This is a genomic window from Pseudomonas sp. AM14(2022) (assembly GCF_036346455.1).
GTDB classification, from domain to species: Bacteria; Pseudomonadota; Gammaproteobacteria; order Pseudomonadales; family Pseudomonadaceae; genus Aquipseudomonas; species Aquipseudomonas putida_A.
Window position 1 is genome coordinate 669,248 of record NZ_JAOTNY010000002.1, and the last position, 15,821, is coordinate 685,068.

Here is a 15,821-nt window from a genome sequence, read left to right on the forward strand (position 1 = left end):
CCGTCACACCGACGCCGCCAGATGCTCACGCAACCATTTGTGTGCCGGATCGCGATGCGCGCGCTCGCCCCAGAACATCGCCATTTCGTAGCCCGGCACCGGCAACGGCGCATCGACTACCTGCAACGCCGGGTTGTCGCGAACCAAGCGTGACGGCAGCATCGCCACCAGATCGGTACTCGCCAGCACCGACATCACCATCAGAAAATGCGGCACCGACAGCACCACTTTGCGCGCCAGGCCGACCTCGGCCAGCGCCTTGTCGGTCACCCCAAAAAAGCCCCCGCCCTCGCGCGACACCATCACGTGTTCCAGCGCGCAGAACTGTTCGCGAGTCGGCTTACGCTTCAACCCCGGATGCCCGACGCGACCGGCCAACACGTAATGCTCGGTGAACAGCACCCGTTGATGCAGATCCAGCGGCGCCTCTTCGGTGATGTGCAGCGCCAGGTCAAACACGCCCTGCTCCGCCTGCCTGGCCAACTGTGCCGGCACCAGATCGAGCACCGCCAGCCGCGTGCCCGGCGCCTGAGTGCGCAAACCGCTGAGCGCTGGCAGCACCACCGTCGATTCGCCGTAATCCGTCGCCGCAACTTTCCAGATGTGGAGGGCCTGCGCCGGATCGAAGGCGCTGGCCGGCGCCACCGCGCGTTCCAGTGCTTCCAGTGCCTCGCGCAACGGCTCGCGCAGTTCATCGGCCCGCGCCGTCGGGCGCATGCCCCGTGGCCCGGGCAGCAACAGCGGGTCGCCGAAGATCTCGCGCAGCTTGGCCAGGTGCACGCTCACCGACGGCTGCGACAGGCTCAAGCGCTCTGCGGCGCGGGTTACGTTGTGTTCTGCCAACAACACGTCTAGGGTCAACAGCAAGTTGATATCCAGACGTCGTAAATTATTCATGGCTATACCTGACATATCAGACATTCATTTCCAATATACCGATCAAGGATTGATCCTGCCTGCATTCAACCAAGGAGCTGCCACATGAATGTGCTACTGGTCTACGCCCACCCCGAACCTACTTCGCTCAACGGCTCGCTCAGGGACTTCACCGTCCAGCGTCTGCAAGCCGCCGGCCACACCGTGCGGGTCTCCGACCTGTATGCGATGAACTGGAAGACCACGATCGACGCCGATGACGCGCCCGGTCGCGATGAAAGCCGGCCATTCCACGCCTCGATCGATTCGAAACTGGCTTACCAACAGGGCCGGCAGTCCGCCGACATCGCCCGCGAGCAGGAAAAACTGTTGTGGGCCGACGCGCTGATCCTGCAGTTCCCGCTGTGGTGGTTCACCATGCCGGCGATCCTCAAAGGCTGGGTCGAGCGCGTGTATGCCTACGGGTTTGCCTACGGTGTCGGCGAACACTCCGATGCGCGCTGGGGCGAGCGCTACGGCGAAGGCAAGATGAAAGGCAAACGCGCGATGCTGCTGGTCACCACCGGAGGCTGGGATTCTCACTACAGCCCGCGCGGGATCAACGGGCCGATTGATGATTTGCTGTTTCCGATTCAGCACGGCGTGCTGTTCTACCCCGGTTTCGACGTGGTGCCGCCCTTCCTGGTGTATCGCGCCAGCCGCATGGATCAAGCGCGGTTTGCCGAGACCTGCGAGGCGCTGGGTACGCGTCTGGATGAGTTGTGGAGTACGCGGCCGCTTGCCTATCGGCAGCAGAATGCCGGGGATTATGAGATTCCAGCGTTGACGCTCAAGGATGATATCGCACCGGGTGAGGAAGGCTTCGCCGCGCATTTGCGTTGATGCCCGGAAAAGATCGCAGCCTTCGGCAGCTCCTACAAAGGAATCAGGTTTTCCCTGTAGGAGCTGCCGAAGGCTGCGATCTTTTGCTTTAGACAGACACCACCCGCGCCGTGCGCACGAACAGCGCATGCGCCTTGTCCCAGAAGTTGCCGCCGAGCACAAAGAAACTGCCGATGAACATCAGGTCGCCAAGCAGTTGCAGCTGCCAAAGATTGGGGCGCAATCCCGGCCAGAAGTTATCGAAATACGGTTCCAGAAACGCCGTCACCAGCGGCAGCCAGAACATCACCACACCGATCCGGTGCCGCATCGGCCCGACCTGATCGACCGGGGTCGGAATGATCCCCGACACGTAGCTGCCGATCTTGCGCTTGAGTTCGGCAAACCCGGCCTTGCCCATCACCGCGATCACCAACAGCAACAGCACCTTGTTGCTGATAAACAGCACCCCGGTCAGCGCCGCGACTTTCGAGCCGGGGACATCAAGGCTGGCCGCCAGTGGCACCATCAGCCACGAGCCGAGCATCACGCAAATGATTGCTACACCGGCCTTGAAGCGCCAGGTGGCAGGGGTGCTCGGTACAACCGAATCCTGTGAGGTGTCCATGGTTTCGTACCTTTTGATCGAGGGCGCGGGGGGTTGAGGAGCGCTTGAAAAGCGTAGCAGCAGAAACGCCCGATCAACCTGCCATCTGCCGTCTATGCTCCAGTGATATTTGCGACCCGGGACACGCGCAATGCCTGCAACCACCGCCCTGCTGACGCGGCCCGGCCACTGGTTGTTGCTCGGCGCCTTGAGTTTGAGCGGTTGCGTACGTCTGGGGCCGGATTTCCAGCCGCCGGGCGAGGCCTGGAGCAAGCAATGGAACAGCGCCGCGCTGGAGCAGGCCAGTGAACGCGCCGAGCAACCAGACCTGCGCCAGTGGTGGCAAGTGTTCGCCGACCCGGTGCTCGACCGCCTGATCGCCGAAGCCGATGCGCACAACAGCAGCCTGAAAATCGCCGGGCTGCGGGTGCTCGAAGCCCGTGCACAACTGGGTATTGCCGAAAGCGCCCGCTATCCGCAACTGCAGCAGTTTGGCGTCGACAGCCTTTACGTCGACCGTCATCAGTCCGGCGGCAACAACCCGCAGAACCGCCAATTCTGGCAACACAGCGCAGCGTTCGATGTCGGCTGGGAGCTGGATTTCTGGGGCCGTTTCAGCCGCGCCATCGAGTCGTCCGACGCCAGTTACTTCGCTGCCCAGGCCAACTACGAAGACGCTCTGGTGTTGCTGCGCGCGCAAGTCGCCGACACCTATTTTCTGTTGCGCACCACCGAAGCGCGGCTGCGGGTCGCCCGGGAAAACGCCGCCCAGCAGAAACGCAATTTCGAGATCACCGAAAAACTGTTCAACAGCGGCCAGACCGCCGAACTCGATCTGCAACAGGCGAAAACCCAGTACCTGGGCACGTTGAGCAGCATTCCGGTGTTCGAAGATCAGTTGCTGCGCACGCGCAACGCGCTGGCGGTGCTGGTCGGTCAGCCGCCGGGGGGCGCGGCGTTGCTGGCTGAACAAACGGGGCTGATTCCGCTGGTCGATCGCGCGGTGTTGCAAGACGTCCCGGCCAACCTGTTGCTGCGCCGCCCCGATGTGCGGGCGGCAGAACTGAACGTGGCTGCACAATCAGCGCTGGTCGGGGTCGCCGAAACCGATCTGTACCCGTCGCTGACCTTGCTCGGCAGCATCGTCTGGTCCACCGACACCCTCAGCGCCACCCCGCGCAGCCTCGACCTGATCGGCGGCCCGAGCTTGCGCTGGAACCTCTTCGATTACGGGCGGATCCGTAACAACATCCGCGTGCAGGACGCGCGTCTGCAGCAACTGATCGAAGCCTACCGGGACAAGGTGCGCCAAGCCGCGCGCGAGGCCGACGATGCCGCCAGCGGGCTGAGCAAAGCGCTGCAGCGCGAACGCATTCTGCGTGAGGCGGAAGGCGCGGCGTTCGCTGGTGCTGGCCAACACGCAATACCGCGAAGGCTATTCGGAATTTCAACGGGTGCTGGACGCTCAGCGTGCGCTGCTGGAGTTGCAGGACAACTATCTGGTCAGCCGCAGCGACGCGGTGAGCAATCTGATCGCTTTGTACAAGGCCCTCGGTGGCGGCTGGCAAAGCAATGAACCACAAGTCGATGAGCCCACCCGACACCAGATGCAGCAGCGCACCCACTGGGGCGACTTGCTCACCGCACCGCCCGCCCCACCGGCGTATCCCCTTCCACCGCAGGTAAGCCCTCATGACTGACGCCACGCCTCCCGCGCCCGCCCCCGCTTCGGTTCAACCTGACCCGGCGAAAAAAGGCATCCGCTGGGTGCTGCTGTTGATCGTGCTGAGCCTGGCGTGGTACCTGCTGGCCGACCGCTACACGCCCTACACCCAGCAGGCGCGGGTCGGCGCATTCGTGATTCCGGTGGCGGCGGAAGTCGCGGGGCGGGTGATCAAGGTCAACGTGCGCAACAATCAGGACGTGAAGGCCGGCGACATCCTCTTCGAACTCGATCCGCAGCCGCTGCAGATTGCCGTCGACCGCGCCCGGGCGGATCTGGAAAACACCCGTCGCACTGTTGGCGCCAGCACCGCAGGCATCGCTTCGGCCCAGGCGTCGCTGCGTGCAGCCCAAGCCGATGAACTCAAGGCGCGCCAGGACAATCGCCGGCTTGAAGGCTTGTACAAAGAAGATCCGGGCACGGTGTCCGTACGACTTCTTGAAGTGTCCCGGGCCAACCATACAGCGGCGGTCAGCAAGGTCGCCGCCGCCCGGGCCGAAGTGCTGCGTGCCCAGGAACAGGAAGGCGGCAACACCGACACCAACGCCAAACTGCTCAGCGCCGCCGCCACGCTGGCCAAGGCTGAACTCGATCTGGCCAACACCCGCATCGGCGCGCGTTCGGCGGGACTGATCACCGACCTGCGCACCGACGTCGGCCAGTTCGCGGCTGCCGGCAGTCCGGTGATGACACTGATCACGATCCAGGACGTGTGGGTCAGCGCCGACCTCACCGAGAACAACCTCGGCCGCGTGCAACCCGGCACCCCGGTGGCGATCATCCTCGACGCGCTGCCCGGCGAAGTCCTCGCCGGTCGGGTGCGCAGCGTCGGCTATGGCGTGAGCGTCGGCCAGACGCCTGCGCCCGGCACCTTGCCAAGCATTCAGAACAGCCGCGACTGGCTGCGCCCGGCGCAACGTTTTCCGGTGATCATCGAGTTCAGCGACGAGGCGAAAAAGCGTCTGATCGACAGTCGCGCGATCCGCGCCGGTGGGCAGGCGGAAGTCATGGCCTTCCCCACCGAGGGCAATCTGCTCAACCCACTCGGGCGGGTGTTTGTCTGGTTAATGAGCTGGCTGTCGTATGCCTACTGAGCGCAGCGTGCCGGCGCAACGGGCCTTGCGTCTGGCGTTCGGCACGGCGCTGTGCACCGCTGCCAGTTACGGTTTCGCCTTGCCACTATCGTTTCTGTCGCCGGTGCTCGCGGTGTTGCTGCTCGCCAACATGCCCCGGCCGTTGCCAGTCAAAATGGCGCTGGTACTGACTTTGGTCGCCGCGTTTACCACCAGTCTCGGACTGTTGCTGGTGCCGTTGCTGCGGTATTACCCGGTGTGCGGCGTGCTGCTGATCGGTGTTGGGCTGTTTCTGGTGTTCACCTACGGTTTGCGCGGCGGCAACGTGCTGATCATGACGTTCCTGGTGATCGGCATGACCATGATCTCTGCCGCCGGCTTCGCCTCATTCGAGCTGGCGATGGCGGTGATCGGCGCACTGGTCAAGGGCCTGTTACTGGCCGTCGTCATCGTCGGCCTGAGCCACATCCTGTTCCCGGAACCGGCCAACAGCCCCGCGCCACCACCCGCACCCGCCCTGCCCGCCGAAGACGTGCCCCGCGTAGCGTTGCGCGCAACATTGATCGTGCTGCCGACCTTCCTGCTGGTGCTGATCGACCCCGCCAGCTACCTGCCGATCATCCTCAAAGCCGTCAGCCTCGGCCAGCAAAGCACCACCACCCGTACCCACCATGCCGGGCGCGAATTGCTCGGCTCGACCTTGCTCGGCGGACTGCTGGCGGTGCTGTTCTGGTGTGCGTTGAGCCTGTTTGTGCACCTGTGGATGTTCTTTCTGTGGACGCTGCTGTTCGGGCTGTTGGTGGCGCGCAAACTCTATCGGTTGCACCCGACGCAACTGACGCCGGGGTTCTGGCTCAACACCCTGATCACCATGATCATCCTGCTCGGCCAATCGGTGGAAGACAGCGCAGCGGGCAAGGACGTCTACAGCGCATTTGCGGTGCGCATGGGGTTGTTCATTCTGGTGACGCTGTACGGCACGTTGATGATGCATGTGCTGGTCGCGCACCGGTCCGGCGTCAACGCGTAATCAGCTTTGTTCCCGTACTCGCCGCACCTGCACCAACAACGCCGGCGCAAAGTGCAGCAGCACCATCCGCGCCAAGTGGTGAGTGAGGATGAACACCACATTCAGCCCGCCGGCAAACGCGACAATCGCAATCGTCTCGATCGCCCCCGGCATGTACGCCAGCCACAGCGACAGCGGATCACTGCCCAGCCACCGCGCCGCCACTTTGGCAAATGCCGCCGCCACCACGATCATCAGCCCCACCGACACCAACGCCGTCCGCCCGTGCCGCCCCAGCTCCGCAAGGCCGAGTCCCTGAAAGCGCGAGCCAATCCGCACGCCGAGAATCAGCGCCGCCAGGTTCAGGCTCCAGTCCGGCATGTGGAAGCCGTGCAGCCATCCTGATTTCACAAACACCGCAGTGAGCAGAATTGCCGTCAACATGAACGGCGCAGGCACGCCGATCACCAGCAGCAAGCGCCCGAGCACCACGCTCAGGCCAATCAGAACGAATACGGTCAACGCCATACCCGTGCTCAACGGAGCGCTTTCAACCACTGTCAACGAGGCTTGCCCGGGAATCAAAAAGCTCACCAGCACCGTGATCAGCAACAAGCGCATCAGGTGCACGATGATGACCTTGCTCGAGGCCTTTTCCGACTCCAGCAAATCGAACACTGCCGCCAGTGCGCCGGGGTACACCGCGAGTAGCGCATCGGTGCGATTCCAGCCTGCGCCGCGAGTCAGCCACCATCCGGCGAGGGCGATCTGTACCGTCAGGCATAGAAGCAGGACGCCGAGGCTTGGCAACATCGCCGAAGCCGTCGCACTGTCCCACGCTTCGAACATCAGCCCGGTGGCAATGCCCAGCGTGACCTGGATGTAGCCCAGACCATAAGGGGTGGCGGGGGCAAACCCGAACTTGGTGGCGACCAATGCGGTGACAAGAATCGCCCCCAGCAACAGGCCATGAGGAACACCGCTGACCTGCAACGCAGCGCCGACAGCGGCAGCGATCAACAAACACAGAATCGATTTCATATTCTTCGCCTTCCTGGCTATTCAACTGACCCGACATCAATCCCCTGTAGGAGCTGCCGAAGGCTCCTACAGGGGGTGTTCGTTTTTACGTGCGCAACCGCCCGATCGCCCGCCGATACTTCTCGACCCGTTCCAGATCTTCCCAACTTGGCGAGGCAATCCGCGACAGGTCGCTGTTCTCTTCCAGATCCGCCAGCTTGACCACCCGACCGATCGGGTTCTGCGCCGCACGCTCGACGAAATCCTCGTAAGACTCGCCCGGCACTTTGGTCACTGATTCAATCGCCGTCAGCACCTCTTCGCTGAAACCTTCCTTGCGCAAGTCATCGAGGCTGACGCCGCAATCCTCAACCACATCGTGCAGCACGGCGACGATGCGTTCTTCCAGCGTGGTCATGCGCAACATGACTTTCAGCGGATGCAGAATGTACGGCGCACCGCCCTTGTCGACCTGCCCGGCATGGGCGGTGGCAGCGATGGCGATGGCGCGTTCGAGGGTCTGGGTCATGGAAGTCTCCGTGGTTTAAACGCCATAGCGGCCGCCAACGTGGATGTTGCGTTTGAGCCAATTGCGGATCGCTTCAAGCCGTCCGGTTGGCTTCGCTGGCCCGGAATGACGTTGAAGAATCAGCGAGACCACGGTGGACTGATCGGCTTTTGGATGGGCATCGATCAACTCGGCAACCCACGCACAATCAGCTTTTCTCAGGTGTTCACGCCACTCGCCCGGCCAAGCGTCCAGCTCATCCAGCGCCAACCACCGCGCACCGCCGTGTTCCATGTGCCCGCCGGACATCGACTGCTCGAAACAGAACGGCGAGTCTGGCTTTGCAGGGTCAATGTGAAACAGATAGATGTCGTGAAATGGATGCTGCGAGGGGAGCGCGTTATTGCGGCTGCCGATTTCGGTCATGGGCAATGTTCCAATCCTTGGGCGCTGAATGTTTCCGATTGTTTCGCAGTGTGTGCCACGGGAGCAAATCAAAAACCCGATGGAACCTCCCTTCTCCACGTCGCCTCGAAACTTTAAAGCGCCAAAAAGCTTCGATCAGACCCGGCGCCCCTGAAGAGGAAACCCCGATGAACATTCGCCTCCTGCTTCTGATCGCCACCTTCGCCGTCATCCCCACCTGCGTCATGGCCGAAGGCTGCGACGTTCAGACCCAATCCTCCAGCGCTTCGGTGCCAGCGGTGGAAACCCACAGCTGCTACGAATACGAAGGCATGCCCGTCAGCTCCATCGACTGGTCGTGCAGCAACGAAAGCAAAGACATGCTCAGCAGTACGAAAACCAAGGTCGAGCACTGTGCCGACCACTATCAGGCTACGTGTATCGCCACGATCACCCAAGAATCCCTGGCCAACCCTCACTCCACCAGCAAAGACAAAAACGCCAAGGCGCTGAACATCCCCGATAACGCCCAAGTGACCACGTATTATTACGACGTGGAGCATTTGGCTCAGGCGCGAATTGATTGTGAGAATGGTGGGGGCCAATGGAAGGCAAAGTAAGCGTTTGATATCTGTGTTTGCGACAGGCAAAGAAAAGCCCGGCTCTAAAGACCGGGCTTTTTAGTGCGCGACATCCGTTAACCACCGCCGTTACCCCCACTGCTGCTACCGGACGGTTGACCCGCAGGGCTGGGCTTGGAGGCAGAAGGCACCGGCCCATTGTCGGTCTTGCCACCATCACCACCTTTAGGCAGCGAATTGGCATCCGGATCGGCGTTGGTGGCAGGAGACGCCGGGTCGCGAGTCTGGCTGTTGCCGTCGTTGGCCGTTGGGGTGGGCGTATCGCTGGCCGCGATCGCATACAGCGAGCTGCCGGACAGCAACGCCGCGAGGGTTAACACCGCAATTTTATGGTTCAGCATAGTGGCTCTTCCTTTGCTGGGTGAGTTACAGCATTGGAAGAAGGTCTGTGGCGAAGGTGCGGTGTGTCGGACGAATGGTTATTCCCTGAAAGACTCGCGCAATTTCGATATCTGAAAACTTCGTAGGAAAACACTTCATGTGGCGAGGGAGCTTGCTCCCGCTGGGCTGCCAAGCGGCCCCAAAACCGGATAGTCCGTTTCTTCCAGACATACCGCACGCCGCGAATTACGCCGACTGCGTCGCCGAGCGGGAGCAAGCTCCCTCGCCACAGGGTCGGATTCATTTACAACGTACACCTAATCCAAACAGCGATCAGAAGTTCGCCGGCGTATTCGCACTGATAATCTCCGCCTCATCCGCCCCGATATTCCGGAATTTATGCGGCAACGTCGTCGGAAAGTAATACCCATCCCCCGCACTCAACACACTCACCTGCCCGTCCACGGTCAACTCCACCGTGCCCCGCGTCACCAGTCCACACTCCTCGCCCTCAGCATGCACAATCGGCTCTTCCCCGGAGCTCGCGCCCGGGGCGTATTGCTCGCGCAGCAAGCGCATCTGGCGGCTGGGGACGGAGGCGCCGATCAGCAGCAGGCGCAGGCCGTGGCGGCCAAGGTCGGGTTGTTCGTTGGCGCGGAAGACGTATTGGTGTTCGCGCGGGGGCTGGTCGAAGGTGAAGAAGTCGGCCAGGGACATCGGGATGCCTTCGAGCAGCTTTTTCAGGGAGCTGACGGAGGGACTGACGCGATTCTGTTCGATCAGGGAGATGGTGGCATTGGTCACGCCGCTACGCCGGGCCAGCTCGCGCTGGGAGAGTTTGTAGCTTTCGCGTACTAGTTTGAGTCGAGAACCCGTATCCATGACAGCCTTATGTGAGTAGTACTTAAGGGTAATGGGGGTGGGTGGCGGGTGCCGCGCAAGGCGCGCGGATCACGTTGCTCCCGTGTCCCGGAACCGTGAAAGGCGGCTATTAAATCACGTTTGCCGGTGTTGCTCAGCAGGTTCGATGGACGGTGCGGTAAAAGTCCTTCTGGCCTTGGTAATACGGCAACTGTGGGAGCGGGCTTGCTCGCGAAAGCGCTGTGTCAGACAACATGTGCGTTGGCTGAACTGGCCCCTTCGCGAGCAAGCCCGCTCCCACAGTTGGATCTGTTTTGTGTCATTTAGCTTGGTAGCGGTTGTCAGGCCGCCATCGGCGGTGTTGCTACAGTATTAAAAACCGGCGGGGTCTTGGGGACCGCCGCCGGGGAGGTAACTAGATGCCGAAACGGTCGCGCAGCGAGTAGTAGACGGCGCCGAGGGCGGTCAATGGGGCGGAGAAGGTGCGGCCGCCGATCATGGGCATGTGTGGCAGGGAGGCGAAGGCGTCGAAGCGTTCGGCGTCGCCACGGATCATTTCCGAGATCAGTTTGCCGGCCAGGTGCGAGCAGGTGACGCCGTGGCCGCTGTAGCCTTGCATGTAATAGGCGTTTTTCTCGATGCGGCCGAATTGCGGCATGCGTGACATGGTCAGCAGGAAGTTGCCGGTCCAGCGGTAGTCGATTTTCACGTCCTTGAGCTGCGGGAAGGTCTTGAGGATCTTCGGCCGGATCAGTTGTTCGATGTCGTCCGGTTCCCGCGCGCCGTAGACCACACCGCCGCCGTACAGCAGACGGTTGTCGGCCGTGAGACGGTAGTAATCCAGCAGGTAGTTGCAGTCTTCGACGCAATAGTTGTTGGTAATCAGGCTGCGCGCCTGCTTCTCGGTCAGAGGTTCGGTGACGACAATCTGCGAGCCGCACGGCATGCTTTTCGCGGTCACGCGGTTGTCCAGACCTTGCGGCAGGTAGGCGTTGCCGGCGATCAGCAGGTACTTGGCGCGCACCTGGCCTTTGGCGGTGCGCACCACGTTCGGCTCGCCGTATTTGATTTCCACGGCAGCCGATTGCTCGTAGATCTTGCCGCCCAGGCGCACGATGGCCGCTGCTTCACCTAGGGCCAGGTTCAGCGGATGAACGTGACCGCCCTGCAGGTCCAGCAGGCCGCCAACGTAGGCGTCGGAGCCGATTTCGCGACGGATGTCAGCGGCATCGAGCATCTTCAGGTTTTTGTTGCCGTAACGTTCCCAGCTGCGCTTCTGCTCGGCCAGGCCGTTGAGTTGTTTCTTGTTCATCGCTGCGAAAATGCCGCCCGGGCGGTAGTCGCATTGGATGTCGTAGTCCTTGATCCGCGAACGGATGATGTCGGCGCCCTCGAAGATCATGCTGCCGAGGATTTCCGCCGTCTTGTCGCCGTAGCGTTCTTCGATCACATCGACGTCGCGGCTGTAGGAGTTGACCAGTTGCCCGCCATTGCGCCCACTGGCGCCGTAGCCGACTTTCGCCGCTTCCAGCACCGTGACTTTATAACCGGCCTCGCTCAGAAACAGCGCCGAGGACAGGCCGGTGTAGCCGGCGCCAATGATGCAGACATCGCACTCGACCGACTCTTCAAGGGTCGGGAAGTCGATCACTTCGTTGCGGGTGGCGGCGTAGTAGCTGTTGACGTGTTGTTGCTTCATTTTATTGTTCTCCGAGGGTCGCTCATCAGAAGCGACCACCGCTGTAGAAAATCAGAGCTTGATCCAGGTCGCTTTCAGCTCGGTGTACTTGTCGAACGCGTGCAGCGATTTGTCGCGACCGTTGCCCGACTGTTTGAAGCCACCGAACGGTGCGGTCATGTCGCCGCCGTCGTACTGGTTGACCCAGACGCTGCCGGCACGCAGGCCACGGGCGAAGGTGTGCGCCTTGCTCAGGTTGCTGGTCCAGACACCGGCGGCGAGACCGAAGATGCTGTCGTTGGCGATCTGCAGCGCTTCTTCAACGGTGTCGAAGGTGATCAGCGACAGCACCGGGCCGAAGATTTCTTCGCGGGCGATAGTCATCGCATTGGTCACGCCGTCGAAGATCGCCGGTTGCACATAGAGGCCACCGGTTTCTTCGAGGGTGCGCTGGCCGCCGGCAATCAGCTCGGCGCCCTGCTCGCGACCGATGCTGATGTAGCGCAGCACGTTTTCCAGTTGACGCTGATCCACAACGGCACCGACGGTGGTCGCCGGGTCGAGGGCGTGCCCCGGTTTCCACGCTTGCAGCGCTTCCACCAGCAGCGGGATGAATTGCTCGCGGATCGAACGCTCGACCAACAGGCGCGAACCGGCAGTGCACACTTCGCCCTGGTTGAAGGCGATCGCACCGGCCGCAGCCTGGGCGGCCGCGCGCAAGTCCGGAGCGTCGGCAAACACCACGTTCGGGCTCTTGCCCCCGGCTTCGAGCCAGACGCGTTTCATGTTGCTCTGGCCGGCATAAATCATCAGTTGTTTGGCAATCGTCGTGGAGCCGGTGAAGGCCAGCACGTCGACGTCCATGTGCAGCGCCAGCGCCTTGCCCACGGTGTGGCCGAAGCCCGGCAGGACGTTGAACACGCCTTTCGGAATGCCCGCGTCCAGCGCGAGCTGGGCGATGCGGATCGCGGTCAGTGGCGACTTTTCCGAAGGCTTGAGAATGAACGAGTTACCCGCCGCCAGCGCCGGGGCGAACTTCCAGCTGGCCATGATCAGCGGGAAGTTCCACGGCACGATCGCGGCGACTACGCCGGATGGCTCGCGGGTCACCAGGCCGAGTTGATCGTGCGGGGTGGCGGCAACTTCGTCGTAGATCTTGTCGATGGCCTCGGCGCTCCAGCGGATCGCGTTGGCGGTCGCCGGAATGTCGATGCTCATCGAGTCGCTGATCGGTTTGCCCATGTCGAGGGTTTCCAGCAGCGCCAGTTCTTCCTGGTGTTGCAGGATCAGATCGGCGAAGCGAATCAGGATGCGTTTGCGCTCGGCCGGGGCTTTGTTGGCCCACACGCCGGAGTTGAACGATTGGCGCGCGACTTCGACGGCGAGGTTGGCGTCGGCTTCATCGGTGCTGGCCACGGAGGCGAGAAAACGGCCGTCGACGGGGCTCAGGCATTCGAAGGTGGCGCCGCTGATCGCCGGGCGATATTCACCGTTGATGAACGCGCGGGATTCGATGGTCAGGGACTGGAAGCGTTGTTCCCAGTCGTTGCGTGTGGTGGTCATGGTTGTGGCTCGACAAGGGGGTGGATGACGGGCAAACACCCGTCAATCGAATTGGGTAACCGAATCCCCTGTGGGAGCGGGCTTGCTCGCGAAGGCGTCGGGACATCCAACATCTTCATTGCGAGACACACCGCATTCGCGAGCAAGCCCGCTCCCACATTGGGTCGGTGTTGGTCTGCAAATCACACCGTATGCAGATACCAGTTGTACTCAAGGTCGGAAATCGAGTTCTCGAACTCGGCCAGCTCGCTTTCCTTGCACGCGACGAACACGTCGATGTACATCGGGTCGATGTACCTGGCCATGACTTCGCTGTCGTCCAGCTCGCGCAGTGCGTCGCGCAGGTTGTTCGGCAGGCTTTGTTCGTTCTGCTCGTAGCTGTTGCCTTCAACCGGCGCGCCTGGCTCGATCTGGTTGGTCAGGCCGTGGTGAATGCCGGCCAGTACCGAAGCCATCAGCAGGTACGGGTTGGCGTCGGCACCGGCCACGCGGTGCTCGATGCGCACGGCGTCAGCCGAACCGGTCGGTACACGGACTGCAACGGTGCGGTTGTCGATGCCCCAGCTCGGCGAGTTCGGCACGTAGAACTGCGCGCCGAAGCGGCGGTACGAGTTGACGTTCGGGCAGAGGAACGCCATTTGCGCCGGCAGGGTCTCCAGCACACCGCCGATCGCGTGTCGCAGCGCGGCGTTCTGCTCGGGATCCTCGCTGGCGAAGATGTTGTTGCCTTCTTTGTCCAGGATCGAAATGTGCACGTGCAGACCGTTGCCCGCCTGGCCCGGATACGGCTTGGCCATGAAGGTGGTGTCCATCTCGTGGTCATAGGCGATGTTCTTCACCAGACGCTTGAGCAACACCGCGTAGTCGCAGGCCTTGATCGGGTCGGAGACGTGATGCAGGTTGACTTCGAACTGCGCCGGGGCGCTTTCCTTGACGATGGCGTCAGCCGGAATGCCCTGCTCTTTCGCGCCTTCCAGAATGTCTTGCAGGCAGTCGACGTATTCGTCGAGATCGTCGATCAGATACACCTGAGTCGACACCGGGCGCTTGCCGGACACCGGCGAACGTGGCGACTGCGGACGGCCGTTCACGTTGTCCTGGTCGATAAGGTAGAACTCCAGTTCGAACGCGGCGCAGATGGTCAGGCCCAGTTCATCGAACTTGCGCACCACGTTGGCCAGCACTTCACGCGGGTCGGCGAAGAACGGCTCGCCCTCGATCTCGTGCATGGTCATCAGCAGTTGTGCGGTAGGGCGCTTCTGCCACGGCTCGATGCTCAGGGTGCCAGGGATCGGGTAGCAGATGCGGTCGGCGTCGCCGATGTCCAGGCCCAGACCGGTGCTTTCCACCGTGGAGCCATTGATGTCGAGGGCGAAGAGCGAGGCCGGCAGGTTGATGCCTTTCTCGTAAACCTTGTGAAGACTGGTGCGCTCGATGCGCTTGCCGCGCACCACACCGTTCATGTCTGCAATCAGAAGGTCGACGTACAAAACCTCAGGATGTTTCTTAAGGAATGCGTTTGCTTCGTTGAGTTGAACGGCACGCAGAGGGACCGACATGATGCACCTATTTAGCTGTTAATTATTATGTTCACCGCTGTTTCGCCGAGCCAGTCAATCCGAAAGGCAAAGTGAAGTCAATAGCGAACACCTGGCCGCTCAGCGTTTATTTTTCGGGCTTTTTTTAACACTCACGTGCCAATGCAGGCGCCGCAAGGCCTGGAATCATGAAGATTGGATGAACGGCGTTTAGAATTTTTTACATGGCAGTTGTTAATTAAAATCAACGAGGCTAAGCTCCGGAAAAGCTCGTTCAAGTGTCAAACTTCGAGGTGAATAAAAATGGCATTCAAGCCATTGATCGGCGTTACTGCGTGCGTCAAACAGATTGGCCTGCACCCCTATCACATCAGCGGCGACAAGTACGTACGTGCTGTCAGCGTTGGCGCTCGGGGTCTTCCAGTGGTCATTCCTTCCCTTGGCAAACTGACTGAGATCGAAGACCTGCTCGGTCAACTCGACGGTCTGTTGCTGACCGGCTCCCCCTCGAATGTGGAGCCCTTCCACTATCAAGGCCCGGCCAGCGAACCCGGCACGGATCACGATCCGGCGCGGGACGCCACTACCCTTCCTTTATTGCGTGCAGCCATTGTGGCGGGCGTTCCGGTGCTCGGCATTTGCCGTGGCTTCCAGGAAATGAACGTGGCCTTCGGCGGCAGCCTGCACCAGAAAGTGCACGAGCTGCCGGGCATGCTCGATCACCGTGAAGCCGACAGCCCGGACGTGGCCGTGCAGTACGCACCGGCGCATGCCGTGAGCGTGCTCGCTGGCGGTGTGTTCGAGGCGCTGGAGTTGCCCCGCGAGTTCCAGGTCAACTCGATTCACAGCCAGGGCATCGACCGCCTCGCGCCCGGCCTGCGTGCCGAAGCGGTGGCGCCGGATGGCCTGATCGAGGCGATCTCGGTCGAGCACAGCCCGACCTTCGCCCTCGGCGTGCAATGGCACCCGGAATGGCAGGTGCTGGACAACCCGAACTACCTGAAGATTTTCCAGGCATTCGGCGAGGCCTGCCGGCAACGGGCAGCGCGACGCAACCAGCGCTGACTCAACCCAGGATTTCAAAACTGTTTACTGCCCCCACGGGGTCGGCGGTTGCGCGTGTGCGCATCCGTCATC

Annotated in this window: 15 protein-coding genes and 1 pseudogene; 6 read left to right on the forward strand and 10 right to left on the reverse strand. The window is 61.7% G+C overall.

What is annotated here, in order from left to right; genetic code table 11:
- Positions 1–3: 3 nt before the first annotated feature.
- Positions 4–897, reverse strand: a complete 894-nt coding sequence (locus V3W27_RS06625) for a LysR family transcriptional regulator (RefSeq protein WP_330206237.1) — start codon at positions 895–897, stop codon at positions 4–6.
- A gap of 84 nt (positions 898–981) precedes the next feature.
- On the opposite strand from V3W27_RS06625, the gene V3W27_RS06630 reads away from it, so the two are divergent.
- Positions 982–1,758 carry an NAD(P)H-dependent oxidoreductase gene (locus V3W27_RS06630; RefSeq protein ID WP_330206238.1) on the forward strand — a complete coding sequence of 259 codons (777 nt, stop codon included), beginning with the start codon at positions 982–984 and terminating at the stop codon, positions 1,756–1,758.
- An 88-nt stretch (positions 1,759–1,846) separates the two neighbouring features.
- Here the strand turns inward: V3W27_RS06630 and V3W27_RS06635 are convergent, their stop codons facing one another.
- The gene (locus tag V3W27_RS06635; protein WP_095136561.1) at positions 1,847–2,365 is read right to left on the reverse strand and encodes a transporter suffix domain-containing protein; all 519 of its coding nucleotides are present in this window, start codon (positions 2,363–2,365) and stop codon (positions 1,847–1,849) included.
- Between the two features lie 130 nt (positions 2,366–2,495).
- On the opposite strand from V3W27_RS06635, the pseudogene V3W27_RS06640 reads away from it, so the two are divergent.
- The 3 genes and pseudogenes from V3W27_RS06640 (at position 2,496) to V3W27_RS06650 (ending at position 6,170) form a co-directional block, all read left to right on the forward strand.
- Positions 2,496–4,044: pseudogene (locus V3W27_RS06640) on the forward strand (efflux transporter outer membrane subunit).
- Entirely contained in the window at positions 4,037–5,161 is a 1,125-nt protein-coding gene (locus tag V3W27_RS06645) for an HlyD family secretion protein (protein WP_330206239.1), read from the forward strand. The pseudogene V3W27_RS06640 and the gene V3W27_RS06645 overlap by 8 nt, the downstream one beginning before the upstream one ends.
- On the forward strand, positions 5,151–6,170 hold the full coding sequence (locus V3W27_RS06650) for a DUF2955 domain-containing protein (protein WP_330206240.1): 1,020 nt from the start codon (positions 5,151–5,153) through the stop codon (positions 6,168–6,170). Before V3W27_RS06645 ends, V3W27_RS06650 begins: the two co-directional genes overlap by 11 nt.
- Here the strand turns inward: V3W27_RS06650 and V3W27_RS06655 are convergent, their stop codons facing one another.
- The 3 genes from V3W27_RS06655 to V3W27_RS06665 all read right to left on the reverse strand — a co-directional run bounded on the left by V3W27_RS06655 (position 6,171) and on the right by V3W27_RS06665 (position 8,103).
- Positions 6,171–7,190, reverse strand: a complete 1,020-nt coding sequence (locus V3W27_RS06655; protein WP_330206241.1) for an AbrB family transcriptional regulator — start codon at positions 7,188–7,190, stop codon at positions 6,171–6,173.
- An 85-nt stretch (positions 7,191–7,275) separates the two neighbouring features.
- A complete protein-coding gene (locus tag V3W27_RS06660) occupies positions 7,276–7,698 on the reverse strand; it encodes an HD domain-containing protein (protein ID WP_330206242.1) in 423 nt (140 codons plus the stop codon).
- Positions 7,699–7,713: 15 nt separating this feature from the next.
- Positions 7,714–8,103, reverse strand: coding sequence for a hypothetical protein (locus V3W27_RS06665; protein WP_330206243.1), 390 nt, complete (start codon positions 8,101–8,103; stop codon positions 7,714–7,716).
- A gap of 167 nt (positions 8,104–8,270) precedes the next feature.
- On the opposite strand from V3W27_RS06665, the gene V3W27_RS06670 reads away from it, so the two are divergent.
- A complete protein-coding gene (locus tag V3W27_RS06670; protein WP_247268812.1) occupies positions 8,271–8,702 on the forward strand; it encodes a hypothetical protein in 432 nt (143 codons plus the stop codon).
- A 77-nt stretch (positions 8,703–8,779) separates the two neighbouring features.
- Here V3W27_RS06670 and V3W27_RS06675 read toward each other — a convergent pair whose 3' ends face one another.
- The 5 genes from V3W27_RS06675 to V3W27_RS06700 all read right to left on the reverse strand — a co-directional run bounded on the left by V3W27_RS06675 (position 8,780) and on the right by V3W27_RS06700 (position 14,705).
- Positions 8,780–9,064, reverse strand: a complete 285-nt coding sequence (locus V3W27_RS06675) for a hypothetical protein (RefSeq protein ID WP_247268813.1) — start codon at positions 9,062–9,064, stop codon at positions 8,780–8,782.
- A gap of 313 nt (positions 9,065–9,377) precedes the next feature.
- Entirely contained in the window at positions 9,378–9,926 is a 549-nt protein-coding gene (locus V3W27_RS06680; protein ID WP_011333561.1) for a cupin domain-containing protein, read from the reverse strand.
- Between the two features lie 394 nt (positions 9,927–10,320).
- Positions 10,321–11,604 (reverse strand): NAD(P)/FAD-dependent oxidoreductase, encoded by a 1,284-nt coding sequence (locus tag V3W27_RS06685; protein WP_096796464.1) that lies wholly within the window; start codon positions 11,602–11,604, stop codon positions 10,321–10,323.
- A gap of 51 nt (positions 11,605–11,655) precedes the next feature.
- Positions 11,656–13,146, reverse strand: a complete 1,491-nt coding sequence (locus tag V3W27_RS06690; protein ID WP_330206244.1) for an aldehyde dehydrogenase — start codon at positions 13,144–13,146, stop codon at positions 11,656–11,658.
- Between the two features lie 182 nt (positions 13,147–13,328).
- The gene (locus tag V3W27_RS06700) at positions 13,329–14,705 is read right to left on the reverse strand and encodes a glutamine synthetase family protein (RefSeq protein ID WP_025111315.1); all 1,377 of its coding nucleotides are present in this window, start codon (positions 14,703–14,705) and stop codon (positions 13,329–13,331) included.
- A 282-nt stretch (positions 14,706–14,987) separates the two neighbouring features.
- On the opposite strand from V3W27_RS06700, the gene V3W27_RS06705 reads away from it, so the two are divergent.
- The gene (locus V3W27_RS06705; RefSeq protein ID WP_330206245.1) at positions 14,988–15,749 is read left to right on the forward strand and encodes a gamma-glutamyl-gamma-aminobutyrate hydrolase family protein; all 762 of its coding nucleotides are present in this window, start codon (positions 14,988–14,990) and stop codon (positions 15,747–15,749) included.
- Positions 15,750–15,821 lie beyond the last annotated feature (72 nt).